The sequence below is a fragment of the Avibacterium sp. 20-126 genome (assembly GCF_044358625.1).
Taxonomy (GTDB): domain Bacteria; phylum Pseudomonadota; class Gammaproteobacteria; order Enterobacterales; family Pasteurellaceae; genus Avibacterium.
Genome location: NZ_CP091457.1, coordinates 1,567,700 through 1,582,918, shown reverse-complemented (window position 1 = coordinate 1,582,918; position 15,219 = coordinate 1,567,700). Strand labels below are relative to the sequence as shown.

The following is a 15,219-nucleotide window of genomic DNA, read 5'->3' as shown; positions in this document are numbered from 1 at the left end:
TCGCCTATTGCTTAATACTCAACAAATCATATTGAAATTGATAATTCTTATTGCCCCCAATTTGGTAAAGTTTTTGCTTTGTATGGCACAATTTTATAATTAGGTGATTTTGGCTCATCTAACCGTTCAATCACAATTTTTCCAAATCGATAAGGGTATTTATCCGTTTCTTGGTAATTATTGCGGCTCACACAAAAATCAAATTGGAGATGGGCTTTTTCATCTTTGCGTTCAAATCGATAAATTGCATAGCAATTGTTTTCCTCTTCCTCAAAACGTGCAGGCTCTCTGAGGCTATAGGCAGAATATCCTGCTAGATATTTATTAGTATCATTAGTAAGTAATTCTTTTAAAAAATATTTATGCTTAAACACAAGATGAAAGTCATTAAAATCTTTTTGAGTAAACTCTGAGTTCATTGCCATTTTTTCTGCAACAGGGAATATAGTCGCGGTTTTCCAGTATTTTTTATCTTTTTTCTTAAAGTATACACTGTAACGTCCGGAAACTCCTTTATGCTCTTTAATTGGATCTTGAAAAATGTAGTAGTAATAGATTTTTCCATTTTTTATAGGAGCAAAGAGTTTCTTGGGGCTATCTTCTCCTCCTTTAAACGAATAATTTAGCTTATTTAAAACAGAATAGATATTTCCATCTTCTAAAACATTAATAGAGCATTGAAGGAAAAATATAAAATCTTCTACATTTTTTCGTGTAAACTTATAAGTTTTGATTTTTCTTATTTGTTCTGCGTTGATATATTTTTCATATAAATCCTCTTTTTCATTTTTTAATTTTTTCTCGATGGGGACACTATGCCATGATATAAATAATAGAAGGAGTCCAAATAATATTTTTTTCATTTTCTTACTCCCTTTTCTAAAATAATGTCCTTTGGCATCTTGGATGATATCAGTTTCTTGTGATTTCCATTTCTAATTTCCTCAATGAAATTACTCCATTCATCCTCTGTTTTATCTGCCATGTCAATAACAAATTCTCTGACAAACCTTACTTTCTTCTTATACTCCTGCATTTGTTCATAAAAAGCATAAGGATTAATTGCCTGAATATGCCCTGTCATCACAGCACTTCTTCCCCAAGGTAAGTCAGGTAAAATATTTGCAATCGCATCATCCCTTACCACTTTTGCGCAAGTATGATTATCAAAAATATTATAAAAACGTTCTCCTTGTTCTATTTCTTTTTTTATTCTCTCCACATTTTTATAAATCGCTTCATACTGTTTTTCAGTGATTTTTAATTTAAATAAGAATGTTTTCTCTGGTATCCGATAGTCAGAGGTTCCTCTTCCATAAGCACGACTAATGTTATGTCCTATTTTATAGCCTGATTGGGCGACAGGCTGCTTGGCTAATATTTGATTAATCTGTTCTTCGTCAGGGAGTTGATGGGCTTTTCTATATTCATCTAATCGTTCAGCATCATTAACTAAAGGCCCAACACTTAAGAAAATCGTAGCATTTAGGTTTTTAACTAAATACATAAATGCATGTCCTGGGTCAATTAATGCATTATGAAAAGAAATTTCTGACCCGATATCTCCCACAACATCATCCTCTATAGAGCTTTTTTTATAAGCGGATCGTTGAGGCTTATTATCTTCCTCTTGATTTTGTTTCATTTCCTCTTCAAAATTAGGGTTAGTTAAAGGTGATTTATTGACCTCAAAGCCAAGTACAAGAAAATAAGCATCTTCAGCGTGTATCGTATAGCTGTTATTTTCAATGGGCTGTGTCTTGCTTTTTGTAATAATAGGAGTAATCATTTATTGTTCCTTATAGTTTTTCCCAATCAATTTGTACATCTACTTTTGTTTCGTCTTGAGTGTAAATCGGACGCGTTTTTCCTTCATTATCACTGATACCTGTTAAGGTTTTACCATCATAACGTATGATATAAGGCATATTTTTGTATGGATTACCCGATTTATCTTGAAGTATAAAGCTATGGCTATAGGGTTGAATGCCTTCTGTTAAAAAATTCTCTTTTTCAATTTCCTTCTCCTGCATCCCGATATGCACACCATCCAACCAAATCCCTTCTTCATTCATCAAAATCGTGTTTTTACCAAAGCGAAGGAGAATCTTTTCATTGTCCATCGTCAGGCTGGTTTGTTTGCCCACTTCAAGCTCAATACGGTCGTGAGCATAGTTGAAAATCTCTTTCGCTTGGATAGCTTTAAGTAAGCTGATGGTTTCAAGATTGTTTCCCGCTAAGACGGTTTTGATGTCATTACCGGTGGTGATTTGGGTGGTTCTGCCTTGGTCAATTTGAGTACGTTGGCTACCGTTAACCGTTAAAGTGCGGTGGTTTTTGATGTGATTTTTTTGGTCATGCTCAACCAGGGTGGTCATATCCCGCTGGGCATGCATTTCAAATAATTCTCGGTTCGCGGCATCCTCAAAGAGAATGCTGTTGTAACCTTCCCCTTTGTAGGTTTTCGATTTAATGTGCATTTGGGTATAGGTAGCAGGCAGATTACCCGGTGGGATTTGTAGCTCATTATACACGCGTCCAATAATCAGCGGTTGGTCTGGGTCGCCTTCTAAAAAGCTCACCACCACTTCTTGCCCAACACGTGGAATAGCGAGCATCCCCCAGTTTTGCCCCGCCCAAGGTTGAGCAACACGCACCCAGCAAGAACTTCTGGAATCGTTGAATTCCCCTTTATCCCAATGAAATTTCACTTTAACCCGGCCTTGGTAATCCGTGAAAATTTCTTCCCCTTTGGGGCCTGTGACTACCGCAGTTTGTGTGCCACAGATTTGTGGTTTTTGAGGGAAATTACTACGGAAAGTTTTCTCCGGAGAAAGACATTCAAAGCGATTAGTGATAAAGGTGGTATTTTCACGTTGACTAAAATGGCTTTCCTCTTCCAAGGCTTGCGGTTGTTCTCCATGATGTTGAATGTAAGTTAATTGCCAAGGCTGATTGAAGTCAGCACGAGGATGGAGATGAATGTGTAAGAGCTGACCTATTCTTAAAGCTGGGTGATTGCTTTCTCCCTCGCCCGTATGTGCATCACGGCGTAAACTGTCGAGACGATATTGGGCAAAGCGTTCGCCACTGTCATTTTTATAGCGACCAGGGTAGTCGTAGTAAGGATAGTCTCCTTGAAATTGAATCTCTTCTTGTGTGCCTTGTAAGCCATATTCCGCATTCCAGTTTGGTTTTTTGAAGGTGTAATCTTTTAACAATACTTCAGAAGGACGAATTTGTTCGGTCCATTGGAAGGTACGGAGATGAGGGGCTTGGCGTAATACGGTAGGATTGGCATTATAGTCAAGGGAGAGGGTATCTTCCTTGGATAAACGATGGGCATCATCGTAAATAAAGAGCCGGTCAATTTGATTATGTTCATCTTCCGTACAAAAGAAAAACAAGCCTTCTTCACCGATAATCCGTTGGAAAAATTCATAATCGGTTTCGCGGTATTGCACACAATATTCCCGTCTTGTGCGGTAGGCGATATCAATGGTGTGAAAAAGCACATTGGAATCGCTTAGCAGGGTTTTTAAGATATCTTCAATACTGGTATGTTGGAAAATGCGAGAGCGTCTTTTTTGGGTTAATCGCCAGAGATGAGGGGAGAGGGTAAAGTGATAAAAGGTATAACGTTCACCGGTTTTACCGAGTTTGATTTGTGTGACGATACCGGAGATATTCCGTTGTCGCTCACCATCTTGCCAGATGGAAAGGGTTGCTGCGCAGTCGAGTAGTGAACCAAATGGAAGCTGGTTATGTTGTGTTGCTGCGATAATGGAGAGTTTAAAGAGGGAATTATAGCCTTCTTCGAAATCGAATTTGACAACACGGAAGGTGTCAGGCGGCAGTTGTGCCACTTCGAGGGTGAAGTGGAGGCCTTTGGAGGTGAATAAGTCGAACATAATTTCTCCTTGTTAAATTCGTATTGATTTTTACTCTCTAATTGTCAATAACACATCGGGTTCTTGTACTGGATGACCTATAAAACTTGTCCAGCCAAGTAAACTATCTTGTTCGGTTCCTAAAACCATACCTGATACTTGCTCTTTTGCTAATCCTAATCTCAAATCCCAGGCAAATTGATCTTTTAATATAAAAGAGACAAAGGTAACGAGGGGGAGATAATTTTCTCCATTTGGTAAAAATGACAAAAATTCTTGCCGAGAAAGGTTGTTGAGCTGTAATTCAAATTTGCTTCCTCTGTTTGGCTTTCTGCTACCTAAGGTGAAATTTTCACCTAAACAAGAACGGCCTTTTGGTGGTTTCCCCGCTTCTTTTTTCATTAATCCTAATCGGTTTTGTTCATCTTCGATGATTTCAACATAACGAAAACACCAACTTTCTAGTGAGACGAACTCTAAATCAAAACAATGGGAAACTAAGTTACAAATGATTTCAGGGGAGCGAGCAGGACTAGATAAAATACCAGCATAAGCTAACATTTTGGAATGATTGACAGAGAGTTTGTTTCTGATACTTTTATAGCCAAGTCCAGCTAAGGCAAACATTCTGTTAGAATATTCGTCAGTTCCATTTGTTTGGTAATTTATGTAGTAGCGATATTTTCGCCAAATTTGATGTAGTAATAACGATAGTCTATGGTTGAATAAGTCCATAAAATCAACTAATTTTGTCTCTTTATGAAGATATTCAGTGGCTAGACTATCTAGGTAATAGCCAGGTAGGGGCGATTGGCTACCATGCAAACCTAAAAAAGAAACTTGAAGTTCAAATGTTCCTTCCGGTAATTCTTTTAAGTTAGCGATATCTCTAATTGGGAAGCCTAATCCGGCTAGTGATGTTAGGCGAATAATTTCATCTTTAGGTAATAAACTTAAGCTTTCACTTGGATCAACCCCTTTGATTTTACATAATAGCTCCATTAGCCGATAGAAATTGTATCGGCTAATGTCTAGTTTTTGGGAGGCGGTGTTTACATCAATTGATGCTGTCCGATTTGAATAGGCCATTCATAGCTCGCTTGATTATCTAAATTTATTACTTTCAGTTTGTGAAATGAATTTACACTTGCGTAGAGAGAGAAGAATTGGGATAGCACAGTGCAAAATAAAAACATTTCACCTTCAGAGTTAAATTCGCTTTGTTTGATATATAAGGTAGATTGTAGTCCTCTAATAGAAACACTTTTAAATAATCGATCTATAGGCTTGGTGTCTATTGACTTAATCGCATCAAGTTTCTTTTGGGACATTTTGGCATTTCTCCTACTATGCCAGCTGGGCAGATCGTAGGTTCTAATAATCTCTTTTAATGCCTCAATTTCGAGTAACGATAAGTAGTTTAGTGAAGAATTGGAAATTAATTTCCAAGCGAGTGTTCCATCTAGTAATGGATGCAGTGGCATAGATGGACGAGTGATATTTTTAAATTCAACAATTGCTGGGTTTGTTTCTGTGCCAATGCAAATATCACCAACTTTTAAGTTGGTGGGTATTTCACGGTTAGTGCAAGTCACATTGATCGAGATGGATTCAGTTTTTCCTAAACTTATTACCTCATCGCCTCTTACAAAAGAAATATAATGATCAAATCCTTTTTCAAATAAGGCATCTTTAGCCCTTACTTTATAATAAAGCTCGGTTCGTCCCTTAGCATATTCAATTTGATGCTCAAAGCTTTCAAAAGGTAAGTAATGACGTGTGGAAGAATGACGAGGCCCTCTAGCTTTATTGTTCGTATTTTCAACATGGCTTGATACTTGATCTACTGAGAATATTTCATACCATTCAGGATGAGAATAACTTCCTTTTAGCAAATATTCATCTTTATCCCCATCGAATCTAAGCGGTTCACAACTATGCTTAAATAAATTTATTGCAGGTGTGCAATGTAGTCTAAAAGTTGATTTTCTGATTTGAACATCTGAAGACAATGGCTCAGAGAAATAGAGGTTTAATATAAACTGATTTGATTCATCAAGAGTATTTGGTAGTGGAGCGATACCATTTACGTCAAAGAACATGAAGCTTTCGGGAAAGCAGAAATATTCTTGTAAGATCCGATAACCACTGTAAGCATTTTTGGGGTAAGGTAAGAGTGCGTCTTCTTTATTAAATCCTGCAGGTGAAAAATTAAACTCAGGTAATGTTATTTTCTGGTCGTTGACAACAATCTCTGCACCTGTCAAGTAATAGCTAAACCATAGATATAGTTGCTGATTAGTGTAATCATCTGCCCCAAGATAAAAACGCAACTTATTTAAATCTAGTTCAGAGAACTTTAGTGGCGATTCACTAGAAAATACTAAGCTAATAATAGCTTGCTCGTTACTATTTAATACACTTGCATCCGAAAGAGAGAAGGGATTGAGCCAAACATCACGGCAAGTCTGAAATTGACATTGTAGTTTTTTGTCGGAGTTACCAGATACTATAGGACGGCTTAATAACGTGGTGCCTTTATTTACGACATCAAAACCTTTTGCGACTTTAGGGTTGGGAAAAAATTCAACGATAGTCATACTTGGTGTTGGGCGCAGATAATTTGGCCAGAGCATATTAATTAAACTATGAGTGAACTCTGGAAATTGATCTTCAATTTTAGCTCTTAAACTACCAGATAAAAAGGCAAAGCCTTCTAGTAATCGTTCAACATCGGGATCGGCACTTTTTTCAGATAAAAAATTAGCCAAATGAGGCTTTTCATTAGCAATTTCTTTACCTAATTCACGCAGATAATCTAATTCTTGTCTAAAATATTTTTCAAGAGACATAATCACATCTTAAGTAATGTTGCTCATATCTAGATAATAACGATGATCGTTATCTAGGTGTAAATTAAAGGCAATGTCTTTGGTGTAGTCTTCAAAGGATACTGTTGCCGTGACGTAAAAAAATAGGGTTAGAGGTTGCTCTTCATTAGGAAATGGTGTCACATTTACCGCGATGATTCGAGGCTCAAAATTCAAAATGCATTCTTGAATGATTTGGGATATTTTTTGATAGATATCTCCTGTATTACTCGTGGCATCATTTAAGTCCATAATTCCTAATTGGACCGCACTTTGTGATGTGCCTGGATGGGTATTAAGGATATTGTTAAGATTATGTTTTATTGATTCGATAAAAGTTTTGAGACCAGAATGGGAGAGTGGAGAAGGATTTACCTCCTTCCCCTGTATACGCTCAAATAAGCTAGCTGTACTATCTCGTTGCCAACTTAATAATGCCATTTTTCTATTCCTTGTCTAGACGACCAACAAGCGATAGTTCAAAGTTAGATCCCATATATTTAAAGTGTGGTCTTAATTTGATGGAAGACAAGAACCAACCTGGATCTCCCTCTACATCTGATACAGAAATAGATGCCGCTCTGAATGGACGACGACTACGAACATCTGCAGGTGGGTTTTCTTGATCAGCGACATATTGCTTGAGCCATTTATTTAACTCGGTTTGTAAATCAGTTGCTTCTTTCCAGCTACCAATTTGCTCACGTTGTAACACTTTTAAGAAATGAGCTACTCGAGTGATCATAAATGTATATGGTAATTGAGTACCTAATTTGTAGTTGGTTTCTGCTATTTTACCCTCTTTTGTATTTGGGAAAATTTTTGGTTTTTGAACAGAATTAGCAGAAAAGAATGCAGCATTATCACTACCTTTACGCATAGTTAATGCGATAAATCCTTCTTCCGCTAATTCAAATTCTCTTCTATCTGTAATAAGCACTTCTGTTGGGATCTTTGACTGAATTTGTCCCATCGCTTCATAAATATGAACTGGTAAATCATAGACCGCACCGCCACTTTGTGGGCCAATAATATTTGCACACCAACGATATTTAGCAAAACTATCCGTCAAGCAAGAAGCTAGTAAAAATGCGCTATTACCCCATAGATAGTGTTCGTGGTCTTTACTTACATCCTCTTCATAGCCAAAAGTTTTTACCGGATTGTCTGACACAGAGTAAGGTAAACGAACTAAGAAACGAGAGGCAGTTAATCCTAAACTACGAGAGTCTTCAGATTCTCGTAATGAACGCCACTTAGCATACATTGGTCCTTCAAACACTGATTTTAGATCTTTAATTGCAGGTAATTCAGTATAACTTTGAATACCAAAGAAAGCAGGGGATACGGAAGATATAAATGGGGCGTGAGCCATAGAGCCTACGGCGCTCACATATTGCAAGAGTTTCATATCAGGGGATTTTGGGGTAAATTCATAGTTCCCAATCACGGCACCAATGGGCTCACCACCAAATTGACCATAGCCAGAAGAATAAACATGTTTATAAAAACCAGATTGAACAATTTCAGGTGCAAATTCGAAGTCATCGAGTAATTCTTCTTTTGTTGCATGAAAAACGTTAATCTTAATATTTTCTCTAAAGTCTGTTTTATCAACTAATAATTTTAATGAGCGCCAAGATGATTCTAAATTACGAAATTCATTGTGATGTAGAATCTCATCTACTTGGGCGCTTAATTTTCGATCAATCTCATTGATCATTTTATCTATTAATAACTTGTTTACTGGCTCTTCTTTTGAGCCTGTTTCTAAAATGTTACTAATAAAAGCAGCGACACCTTGTTTAGCAATATCATAGCCTTCACTATCTTCAGAAAGCCTTGTTTGAGCCATGATTTCATCAAGTAATGAGCCCGAGGTAGTGGTATTTTGTTCGATTTGTTCTGTTTGGATTTTATCAGCCATATCTAAAGTCCTCTGGTATGATCAACTATTTTTTGTCAACTAAATTTAATTCTGCAAGTAATTGAGCTCGGGATTGCTCATCTTCGAGTAGTTCTGCGATTCTAGCTCGAAAAGCCGGAACATTCCCAAGTGGTCCTTTGACGGCAGTTAATGCTTCTCTTAATTCAAGCAATTTACGTAATTCAGGAACGGATTTAACAATGTTATCTGGAGAGAAGTCATTAAGAGATTTGATGTCTAATTGCACATTAATTTCATCATCTGGTGATGCGTCATCGGATAATTTGTTTGCAACATTAATATTCAAACCAATTTCCATTTCTTCCATAACTGAAGAAAAATTGTTTTTATCAATAGAAATCATTGATCGCTCTTCTATAGATGAGTCTTCTGCTTTTCCCTTCATATCACCAACAACTAAGAGATTTAATGGTAATTCAACTTCGGCAGTTTCACCGCCTGTTGCTGGGACGTATTTAATATTGATTCGCTCTTTAGGTGCAACAGAACCTTCTTTTTTACTCATAGCATTATCCTTCTTTAATTGTATAGAATGAAAAGGGGTATACATGGTATATAGACCATCTACAAATTTAGTATATCAAAATTCTGGGTTTTTAATAGAGTATTTTTTAAGCTTTTTGTTGTTTTTTTAGGTAAAAAACGACATACTAATATACAAGAAATCATATTTTTTGATTTCTTACGTCAATAATTATTTATTACATTATTACATTAGTGAGGATAACTACTATGCCAACTCCATGTTACGTTTCAATTACAGGAAAAACCCAGGGTAATATCACAGCTGGTGCGTTTACGGCTGATTCTGTGGGAAATATTTTTGTTGAAGGTCATGAAGATCAAATGTTGGTTCAGCAGGTTAAACACCAAGTGACCGTACCAACGGATCCACAATCAGGTCAACCATCAGGTCAACGTGCACATAAACCATTAATTTTAACGGTAGCCCTAAATAAAGCAGTTCCATTGCTTTATAATGCGTTAGCTTCAGGAGAAATGCTACCGAAAGTAGAATTAAAATGGTATCGCACATCAGTTGAAGGTAAACAAGAGCATTACTTCACAACTACATTAGAAGATGCAACTATTGTTAATATGGATCTTTTAATGCCACATGCACAGGATCCTTCTCAAAAAGAGTTTACTCAATTACTTGATGTCTTTTTAGCTTACCGAAAAATCACTTGGGAGCATACTGTAGCAGGTACATCAGGTTCAGATGACTGGCGTACACCAATTGAAGCTTAATTAACTAGATTAGCTACGAGTATGGTGTGTCAAGCACACCATACTTTATTATAGCTACTATATTAAAGGTCCATCACCTAACTTATTTAAATACTCAATGTTTGGGATTGAGTATAAGGATGGCTTTTATCGACCTTTGCATGATTTTATGCCACACGATAATCTAAAGTTTTCTGTTCAGCTTCTTTTATTAAGGCCTCATTCAATTATTTAATTCGAGTGGGAAGTCTCTTTCTTTTATAATTCTATTTGATCTTAAAGTTCCTGCGTCAATATTGATTTTTTCTTTGTCATTGATTATTCTTACTTTTAAGCTGTAAAAGATAAGAAAATGTAGCAGAGATGAATAGATTAAATCTTTTTCAAATGCTATATAATATTACGAATATCTATTTACTATTTTTTTCTTGTTTGCTTTGTCTTTTATAATACATGGTTCCTGAAATATCAAATAATGTATATAGGTGTTATCTATAACTAATTGGAATCCTACCTATAGCCATGTAATGAGTTACTCCCTTAAAGATCGAGTATGCTCTCGCATTTATTATCTGAAAAAATGAAATAAAAATTGATTGCTTAGTATATTTTGGATAGATATATTACGAGCTAGTCAACGTTTTATCTAGAATAGGGATGTATATGTATATTGGTCATCGTTTAAAAGAAGAAAGACAGAGAATGGGGTTAACTCAAAGAGCATTTGCAAAATTAGGAGGTGTTAGATCACAAGCTCAGTTCAAATATGAGCATAATCGAATTATGCCTAGAGTCGACTATTTAATGAAGCTAGGATTAGAGGGTGTTGATATTAATTATATACTTTTTGGTGAAAGGGGGGTTATAGCAATAAATAAAGAAGAGAAGTGTTTGCTGGATTTATTACGAAACTCAAAGGATATAAGAGATTTTATCCTGCATGGAGTAAATTATTTTAAATCGATAGAAATTTAGTATATTAGAAATTTTTTAATTAGAATATTAAAGGAACCTTAATTATGGCAGTAGGTAATATTACATTTGAAGAGTTATTACAAAATTTTTTTATATAAGTATCTTTGAGGAGATACAATTAAGAGTTATCAGAAAGCTATTAGACTCTTACAGAGAAATTGCAATGTTATGTATCCAAATGAAATCTCTAGTTTATTGCTTTTAGATTGGAGAAGAACCGCGGTTGGGAGTAATATTAAACCAATCACATGGAATAGCTATTTGCGCCACATCAAAGCGATCTATAAATTTGGAATTGAACAAAATTTATTAGATTATCAAGATAATCCTTGTAATAAATTATTTTTAAGAGAGGGAAAAGCTAAGCGGAAAATTTTGTCTAGTACAGAACTAGCAAAGTTAGATTTTTTTCTGCAAGGTGCACATAATTTACCAGGTATCTTGAATCCTGTATGGTTTGTTGAAACGTTAATAAAGACATTCAGATATACAGCAATTCGCCGAGCTCAATTAATAAAATTAAAGGTTGGTGATATAGATTTAGTGAGTAGAATTATTCATATATCTCCCGAAATAAATAAAAATCATCATTCACACACAATTCCTATTTCAGATAAGTTGTTTCCTTATCTTCAGAACCTTATCCTTGAATTAAAGCGAGCAAATCAAACTAATGATTGTCAGTTATTTAACTTTAATCTCTTTTGCCCTTTGTCCAGGAATAGAGCTAAAAATACCAGTGAACATCAAATAAGCCATATATTTAAAGTTATATCTCGTTCTGTTGGGTTCAATGTATCTCCACATAGATTTAGGCACACAGTTGCAACAAATTTAATGAAGAATCCTAATAATCTTTACGTAGCCAAGCAGTTATTGGGGCACAGGGATATTAAGGTAACACTAACTTACATAGAAGACGATGTGGAAATGATTAGAGACACTGTAAATTCAGCATTATTATAAAAAGTTAATGTCCAGCCTTTACAAGCCTTGGAATTTGTGTAAGATCAAGTTATCTATTTAGCAATAGATCTTGTGGTAGTATTGGCTGGATCTTCCACTTGAAGAGCTATTAGAGTTAATGGGCTATACAAGGGATTTAAAACCCCTCGCAAGCTCGCCCTCAGGTGTCATAAAATTATAGATAAATCAATAACAATCCGCACGTGAAACGTGCGGTTTTGAGGCTACCCTATAAGGGCCTTTACTTCACACATCCCTCAAGGGATGTGTGAAAGACCGACAACCGTGTTTAGAGATTACTTTGGTTACCCCTTAAAGGGGCCCACATATTCTTTCGTACTTAAATTATCTTGTACCATATCTTCTTTTTCTTGATTACGTATTCCTCTACCACCTTGGCATTTAAACCCACCGTACTTACATAATAGCCTTTTGCCCAAAAGTGTCTATTGCCATATTTATATTTTAGCTTTGCATGCTTTTCAAAAATCATCAATGATGATTTTCCTTTCAAATATCCCATAAAACTTGAAACTGCTAATTTCGGTGGTATTTTTACAAGCATATGGATATGATCTTTCATCGCATGAGCTTCTACAATTTCTACGCCTTTATAATCACATAAACGCCTTAAAATACTCCCTATATCTGCTCTTAGCTTACCGAAAATAGCTTTCCGTCTGTATTTAGGTATAAATACTAGGTGATACTTACAGTTCCACCTTGTATGTGATAAACTTAAATCGTCATTCGCTTTATTTGTCATGACATATCCTCCTATATGTTGAATTTTGGTTGTCAGCCTCGTTCATTATATAGTGAGGATTTTTCTTTTCATCGCTTAAGCTCTTTAACACCATACGCATAGCGTATGGTTTTTATAGCCAGCCTTTGGTTGGCTATAATAAGATAGCCGCCGGTGGCGGCTTTTTTTATGTCTATTATTTGCCTTTCAATTGCATCATTTTATGTTAGTTTTATCCTAAACTTAGGTATTTTCTAAAACAATGTGAAATGTATCACATAATTTAGTTTTACTGATTGGAAGATAAGGATTTTTTTATACTACTGTCTAATGATTAACCTTTTACAGCAGTAGAGCTTATGGTTTTTTTCGCTCATTCAACAGAGGATTTAACAGAGCAAAATTGGCAGTTGTTGCGCGATCATTTGCTCAATGTTGCGGAAATGGCAGCTGATTTTGCACAATATTTTGATGCTCAAAAAATTGCCTATCACATTGGGTTATTGCACGATTTTGGTAAGTATAGTCAGTCATATCAAGCACGCTTGCGCGGTGGAGCCCGGGTTGATCATTCAACCGCTGGGGCAAAATTAGCGGTGGAAAAATATCCTCAACTTGGGTGGTTGATGGCATTTTGTATTGCTGGTCATCACGCTGGGTTGGCAAATGGTTTGCGAGAAGGGGATTTAACATCTCTAACTCAGCGTTTAGAAAATACTATTCCTACCTTGAATAAGGCTTGGAAAGATGAAGTTTCGTTATCTGATAAGATTCCTTTTCCTACAATCATACCATCAAAAACTGATCAGTTTTTTTCTTTGTCTTTTTTTACTCGAATGCTTTATTCTTGTTTGGTGGATGCGGATTTTTTAGAGACTGAAGCCTTTTATAACAAAGGGAAAAATATACCTATTGAACGTGGCGCTTCTCCCAAACTTGTTACATTACAAAATTATTTCAATCAATTTATTCAATCAAAATTTAGACAATCCTCAGATAATCAGGATATTTCTTCGCTGAATCAGTTGCGCAGTCAGATTTTTGATGATTCTGTACAGAAAGCCTCGTTGCCGACAGGTCTATTTACGTTAACAGTGCCAACAGGTGGCGGAAAGACGTTTACCTCAATGGCGTTTGCTCTTGAACATGCTAAAATTCACCAACTTCGTCGTATTATTTATGTGATTCCGTTCACGAGTATTATTGAGCAAAATGCTGCACAATTTCGTCAGGCGTTTGGAGATCTTGGTGAGAAAGCGGTGTTGGAGCATCATAGTACCTTTGATGACAGTAAATTAACGGATAAGCATAGCAAAGATAAATTGCGCTTGGCTTCTGAAAATTGGGATATGCCTGTTGTGGTAACAACTGCGGTGCAATTTTTTGAATCTTTATTTGCAAATCGTTCATCCCGTTGCCGTAAGCTACATAATATTACAGGAAGTGTGATTATTTTGGATGAAGCACAAATGTTACCACTCAATTTATTACGTCCGATTATGGCGGCAATTGATGAGCTTGCGCGTAATTATCGCTGTTCAGTGGTAATGTGTACCGCGACTCAACCTGCAATTCATCAGCAACACGGTTTCTATAAAGGATTTGAGAATTTACGCGAAATTGCACCAAATCCTGAGCAATTATTTGAACGATTGGCGCGTACCACTGTACAGCATATTGGTGAACAAAAAGATGAGTCTTTACTCAATTATTTAACTGAAAATCCACAAATTCTGATTATTGTCAATAATCGTAAGCACGCTCAGCATTTGTATCATTTAGCGAAATCCTTGGCGGGATGTTTTCATCTTTCCACCTTGATGTGTGCTAAACACCGTACGCAAATACTTGATGAGATTCGTCATTGCTTGAAAGAAGGCAAGTCTTGTCGGGTGATTTCCACATCCTTAATAGAAGCGGGGGTTGATGTTGATTTCCCGCGGGTAATGCGTGCGGAAGCAGGCTTAGATTCCGTTGCTCAAGCCGCAGGACGTTGTAATCGTGAAGGGAAACGTGCGCAGAGCGAAAGTTTAGTCTTTATTTTTAAACCAGAAGAGCAGTGGAAGCCGCCAGCGGAGTTAAACGTACTTTCGGCCTGTATGCGCTCAGTTGTGCGCTCGCATCAGTTCGATTTACTGGCACCAGATGCTATTTTAAATTATTTCAAACAGGTTTATGCTTCAAAGGGGAGTGAACTTGATAAAGCAGGCATTTTAGCAGATTGCCACAATGCAAGGCTAAATTTCCCTTTTGAAACCATGGCGAAAAAAATTTCAAATGATTCAAAGCCATCTTGTGCCTTTGATTATCCCTTTTAATGAAGAGGCGGAAAAACTTATCGATTGTCTGCAAAATGCCGAACAAATTAGGGGGATTTTACGCAAGTTGCAACCCTATACGATTCAAATTTCTGAGAAAATTTTGACCGCACTTTATCAGCGTGGCGTGGTTGATTTAATCAATAGAGAACGTTTTGGTGAACAGTTTTATTATCTGATTAATCAGGATTTATATAGCGAAGATTCTGGATTAAATTGGGATACACCAGAATTTATTGCTGCGGAAAATTGTGCTTGGTAAGTTGTCATAGCATAA

At 36.3% G+C, this 15,219-nt stretch carries 11 protein-coding genes and 2 pseudogenes; 4 read left to right on the top strand and 9 right to left on the bottom strand.

Annotation, left to right across the window (positions count from 1 at the left end):
* Positions 1-47: 47 nt before the first annotated feature.
* The 8 genes from L4F91_RS07360 to tssB are packed head-to-tail and all read right to left on the bottom strand — an operon-like array spanning position 48 to position 9,213.
* Positions 48-863 (bottom strand): hypothetical protein, encoded by an 816-nt coding sequence (locus L4F91_RS07360; protein ID WP_265754888.1) that lies wholly within the window; start codon positions 861-863, stop codon positions 48-50.
* The gene (locus L4F91_RS07355; RefSeq protein WP_250349982.1) at positions 860-1,789 is read right to left on the bottom strand and encodes a hypothetical protein; all 930 of its coding nucleotides are present in this window, start codon (positions 1,787-1,789) and stop codon (positions 860-862) included. Before L4F91_RS07355 ends, L4F91_RS07360 begins: the two co-directional genes overlap by 4 nt.
* Positions 1,790-1,799: 10 nt before the next feature.
* Positions 1,800-3,911: a type VI secretion system Vgr family protein gene (locus tag L4F91_RS07350; RefSeq protein ID WP_395895716.1), complete on the bottom strand. Its 2,112-nt coding sequence runs from the start codon at positions 3,909-3,911 to the stop codon at positions 1,800-1,802.
* Positions 3,912-3,941: 30 nt separating this feature from the next.
* On the bottom strand, positions 3,942-4,979 hold the full coding sequence (gene tssG, locus L4F91_RS07345; RefSeq protein ID WP_250350005.1) for a type VI secretion system baseplate subunit TssG: 1,038 nt from the start codon (positions 4,977-4,979) through the stop codon (positions 3,942-3,944).
* Positions 4,943-6,742 carry a type VI secretion system baseplate subunit TssF gene (gene tssF / locus L4F91_RS07340; RefSeq protein WP_265778329.1) on the bottom strand — a complete coding sequence of 600 codons (1,800 nt, stop codon included), beginning with the start codon at positions 6,740-6,742 and terminating at the stop codon, positions 4,943-4,945. Before tssF ends, tssG begins: the two co-directional genes overlap by 37 nt.
* A 9-nt stretch (positions 6,743-6,751) precedes the next feature.
* Complete coding sequence (gene tssE, locus L4F91_RS07335) at positions 6,752-7,201, bottom strand: type VI secretion system baseplate subunit TssE (RefSeq protein ID WP_250350007.1); 450 nt, start codon at positions 7,199-7,201, stop codon at positions 6,752-6,754.
* Between the two features lie 4 nt (positions 7,202-7,205).
* Positions 7,206-8,687 (bottom strand): type VI secretion system contractile sheath large subunit, encoded by a 1,482-nt coding sequence (gene tssC / locus L4F91_RS07330; RefSeq protein ID WP_250350008.1) that lies wholly within the window; start codon positions 8,685-8,687, stop codon positions 7,206-7,208.
* A 25-nt stretch (positions 8,688-8,712) separates the two neighbouring features.
* Positions 8,713-9,213: a type VI secretion system contractile sheath small subunit gene (gene tssB / locus L4F91_RS07325; protein WP_103852645.1), complete on the bottom strand. Its 501-nt coding sequence runs from the start codon at positions 9,211-9,213 to the stop codon at positions 8,713-8,715.
* A 227-nt stretch (positions 9,214-9,440) separates the two neighbouring features.
* On the opposite strand from tssB, the gene L4F91_RS07320 reads away from it, so the two are divergent.
* The 3 genes from L4F91_RS07320 to L4F91_RS07310 all read left to right on the top strand — a co-directional run bounded on the left by L4F91_RS07320 (position 9,441) and on the right by L4F91_RS07310 (position 11,879).
* On the top strand, positions 9,441-9,959 hold the full coding sequence (locus tag L4F91_RS07320; protein ID WP_250350010.1) for an Hcp family type VI secretion system effector: 519 nt from the start codon (positions 9,441-9,443) through the stop codon (positions 9,957-9,959).
* A 642-nt stretch (positions 9,960-10,601) separates the two neighbouring features.
* A complete protein-coding gene (locus L4F91_RS07315; protein ID WP_250350011.1) occupies positions 10,602-10,913 on the top strand; it encodes a helix-turn-helix domain-containing protein in 312 nt (103 codons plus the stop codon).
* Between the two features lie 168 nt (positions 10,914-11,081).
* Complete coding sequence (locus L4F91_RS07310) at positions 11,082-11,879, top strand: tyrosine-type recombinase/integrase (protein ID WP_395895711.1); 798 nt, start codon at positions 11,082-11,084, stop codon at positions 11,877-11,879.
* 305 nt (positions 11,880-12,184) lie between these two features.
* On the opposite strand, the pseudogene tnpA reads toward L4F91_RS07310, so the two are convergent.
* Positions 12,185-12,645 (bottom strand): annotated as a pseudogene (tnpA, locus tag L4F91_RS07305) (IS200/IS605 family transposase).
* A gap of 338 nt (positions 12,646-12,983) precedes the next feature.
* Here tnpA and cas3 point away from each other — a divergent pair.
* Positions 12,984-15,204, top strand: a pseudogene (gene cas3, locus L4F91_RS07300) (CRISPR-associated helicase Cas3').
* Positions 15,205-15,219: the final 15 nt, after the last annotated feature.